Origin of the sequence: Novipirellula sp. (assembly GCF_041583735.1) — a bacterium.
Taxonomy (GTDB): Bacteria; Planctomycetota; Planctomycetia; order Pirellulales; family Pirellulaceae; genus Novipirellula.
Genome location: NZ_JBFHFD010000926.1, coordinates 1 through 2,485 on the forward strand (window position 1 = coordinate 1; position 2,485 = coordinate 2,485).

General features: G+C 51.3%; 4 protein-coding genes. All 4 read right to left on the reverse strand.

Annotation, left to right across the window (positions count from 1 at the left end; all coding sequences use genetic code 11):
• Positions 1–550: metallophosphoesterase (locus ABX962_RS34665; protein ID WP_372726227.1), on the reverse strand; the 550-nt coding region annotated here is incomplete at its 3' end.
• 4 nt (positions 551–554) lie between these two features.
• The gene (locus ABX962_RS34670) at positions 555–782 is read right to left on the reverse strand and encodes a hypothetical protein (RefSeq protein WP_372726228.1); all 228 of its coding nucleotides are present in this window, start codon (positions 780–782) and stop codon (positions 555–557) included.
• 356 nt (positions 783–1,138) lie between these two features.
• Positions 1,139–1,489, reverse strand: a complete 351-nt coding sequence (locus ABX962_RS34675) for a hypothetical protein (protein WP_372726229.1) — start codon at positions 1,487–1,489, stop codon at positions 1,139–1,141.
• Positions 1,490–2,042: 553 nt separating this feature from the next.
• The coding region (locus ABX962_RS34680) for a hypothetical protein (protein ID WP_372726230.1) at positions 2,043–2,485 on the reverse strand (443 nt) is incomplete at its 5' end.

The window sequence follows — 2,485 nt, forward strand, 5'->3', positions numbered from 1 at the left end:
CCCGTTCGTCGTGCAAGTGACCGAAGGCGTGAATCCTTGGTTTGATCCGGTTTTCAACGTGATGACGCAAGGCCATGCAACCGACCTGGATCAGCGCTTTTGTATCCATGTCGTGCGTAAGATCCAAGACTCCCTTGGGCGGACCGTGCGTGATTAGGATATCGATGTCATCGGGAACCGTTTTCCAAACGAGATCCAGCTGGCTTCGCTTCTTCATGTAGGCCCAATTGTGAAATCGAGGCGTGTAGGGCGAACCAAACAATTTGATTCCGTTGCACTGCATCGATTCATGAATGAGGAAACGGATGTCAGGATAGTCATCTGCGCGTATCAGACCTTGTTCGAATGCGGTCGAATGATTGCCAGGCACGAACACCTTGTTCGTGATCTTTAAGTCCGAGTACCAATCGAAGAATCGTCTAGCCTCTGGTTCGTTCGTCGACGCATTTCCATCAGTCGACTCATCGCCGCAGTGGATCACCATGTCCACTTCGGGAACGGTCAGTCCAAGATGCTCGTTATGGGTATCGGAAATGAACCAAATTTTCATCGTTTCAAGTATCACTTTGCCGCATCAGCATCCGAGCCACTTTTGCGATCAACAACAACCATGGCGTCGCATGTAGGAACAAGTCGAAAATGTCGATTGGCCGTCTGAGCGTTCCGTATGATAGCATTTTTAGCTTTTCCCAGAGATGTGGCTCCGGGACAAACGGAGCCAACCCCAAGGTCAACGCCGCCACGAGAAAGAGCAGCAGCGGGATTCGGTCCAACCAGTTCATGCAAATTCTTAGGGGGCAATGGATGACGTCCGATTGTCTGATTGCATCCATTGTAGCCGACATTCGTCACCGCATGATAACTCGGGCGAGGCGTCCGGCTGGGCACGTGGGGCTTTTTCCCGCCGGTTTCCAGGCTTTTTACCTGGGAACCTGATGCCTTGCAGGCTCTCGCTTGCGAATGCATGAAACGTGGAGTTGCGAGCGTCGGGTGTAGTTCGTTCCCAGCCCGGAGCCTGGGAACGACTATTTTTTAGTTTGGTGTTTGCCGAGAAAACACTCGATAAGCGACTCACGCTGGCGACTTTCAACAAGGATTTACATGGAGATGTCGATGTTGCAGCAAAGCGGAAGCGGCTTTAGCTTTTCGGGCGATAGCCGTAAGCATGCTGGATATAGCGACGATCGGCGTCGTAATTGCCGTCATATTCTTTGCGAAGTCGAGTGTCCAAGTCGTCATTCCATTTTGGGTGATCCGAGCCGTAGCGATGCTGGGCAACATAGCCAAAGCGGAATGCTTGTTCGCGATTTTCAAACGCGTCATCCGAGCCCGCCATCTGCTTGATCGTATCGTCAACGTCCTGGTCCATGTCTCGAGCCGAATCGGAACCAAAGTCCGCTTTGGTTTGCTCCCAATCGTTCGCGAACGCTTTCTTAATGCGTTCCCAAGTGCTCAAATCATTTTCGGTGTAATAGTCAGTCTTACTCATCGTCTGCTCCTCAAAAGGAAATGGCTGTGGGGAAGTGAACGACACATTACGATGCAATTGCTATGCCACAGAGGACAGTGAGACGACGAACTCGAACAAGCGACCTCGTTGAATGCTGGCAGATCCGTCGGTTCAGTTACAACTGGATCATGGCGTGTCAGGCTGCTCTGAAACGAGTCACGGTTTTGTGGTTCGATCTGTAGCTGACGCCTCGATCGAAGTCGCGAAACGCGTCGAAGACGTTTTGACGATCGGACGGGTGTGAACCTTGATACGATGTAAAGCCAAAGCATCGAGGAATGTGTAAGCGTGGATAGAGTGCGGCTAGAGGTGGACCGACAAACGGATCCAGTAGGCTGTGAGAGACACGTTTGGACATTGCCGGACTCCGGAAGTTTATGGACTTCTAGATAAGAGCCTTTATCTCAGGAATGATTTCGAAAGTTTTTTCAGGTTTGTTGTAATTGCCACCGGTAGTCATGCGGATACGGTGTAAATCATTGGCTGCCGCTGCGTCGCGGGCGAACACGACCGTGACCGGATCGACCTGTTTTCATTCGGTGCTGTATTTACTTATAAATGCAGCATAGGAGTGGACTTCACCTAGGGTTGCCTGTTGAACCCGAACGTCTGGCACAGGCAGAAAAACACCAGGCGATCCGTGTAGCGAATCAGTAATCTTTCCGTTGTTGAGCCGTGGATAGCTATCATCGGGGCGACGCCCAAAATCGGTCGGCAAAAACTGTGACTTAATAAGGTCATCCATCGTTTCCGCATTCACACGCTCGGCCGCTGCAACCATTCGAGCCAATTGGAATTGCCTCAGTTCCTGGACGGCCTGCTTGCGACGTGTCACTTCGATGCGGTATTGGGGGCTGATCAGATTTTGAAAAAACGGATCTGAAAGGTACAGAAATGCGATCGTCTGGTTTTGTGTTGTCGTCTGGCTGCGAGCGTAGCGAAATTCCGGCAGCGATCCCAAGGAACGATCGCCAC

Coding starts and splice junctions, on each gene's coding strand:
- ABX962_RS34670 (WP_372726228.1), bottom strand. CDS start 782: ATGAACTGGTTGGACCGAATCCCGCTGCTGCTCTTTCTCGTGGCGGCG.
- ABX962_RS34675 (WP_372726229.1), bottom strand. CDS start 1,489: ATGAGTAAGACTGACTATTACACCGAAAATGATTTGAGCACTTGGGAA.